The sequence below is a fragment of the Streptomyces yerevanensis genome (genome assembly GCF_000716805.1).
GTDB lineage: Bacteria > Actinomycetota > Actinomycetes > Streptomycetales > Streptomycetaceae > Streptomyces > Streptomyces flaveus.
In genome coordinates this window covers 1-704 of record NZ_JNWJ01000220.1, presented here as the reverse complement: position 1 = coordinate 704, position 704 = coordinate 1, and the positions used below count along the sequence as shown (strand labels likewise).

Here is a 704-nt window from a genome sequence, read left to right as displayed (position 1 = left end):
AGTGCGTCTGACTTATCGGGTCTTGGCCTGTTGACCTGGGTGTATCCGCCGGGGTTGGTGGATCGGGTGGTGGCCGCATGCGGACGTTCAGAGCAACGTAGGCGACTGCTTCCTGCGCGGTTGGTCGTGTACTTCGTCTTGGGGCTGGCGCTGTTCTCGCCTGCTCCGTATCTCGAGGTCATGCGGCACCTGGTCGCGGGACTGCGGGGCCTGGGGCTGCTGGGGCATTCGTCCAGGTGCGGATGGCGGCTCTGGTGGAAGTGGGCAGCCACGCGGTGCTGGACGCGGAACTCGCCGGCTGCCGGACCGGGGAAGTCACCCTCGTCGGCCGCCTGCCCCGTTCCTGCGGTGCGGGCCAGCTGGTCCTGGCCGACCGCGAGTTTCTGGGCGTCCCGCTGTGGCGGGCATTCACCGCCACGGGAGCCGACCTGCTGTGGCGGGTGCCCGCCAACCGCGTCCTGCCCGTCCGCAAGCTGCTTCGTGACGGATCATGGCTCTCCGATATCCACGCCGGCACCGACGGTGCGAAACGTGATCCGGTGCCGGTCCGAGTCCTTGCCTACCAGCTCAAAGACACAGGCGGCGCTGCTGCGGCCGACGACTACCGCCTGGTCACCAGTCTTGTGGACCCGCGCCGCTATCCGGCCCGGCAACTGGCCGCGCTCTACCGCGAGCGCTGGGAGATCGAATCCGTCTTCGCCGAG

Annotated in this window: 2 pseudogenes; both read left to right on the top strand. The window is 68.6% G+C overall.

Going from position 1 to position 704, the window contains the following annotated elements:
- Positions 1-30: 30 nt before the first annotated feature.
- Positions 31-201 (top strand): annotated as a pseudogene (locus OP79_RS58850) (transposase domain-containing protein); the annotation flags it as partial.
- A gap of 29 nt (positions 202-230) precedes the next feature.
- A pseudogene (locus OP79_RS49150) lies at positions 231-704 on the top strand (transposase); the annotation flags it as partial.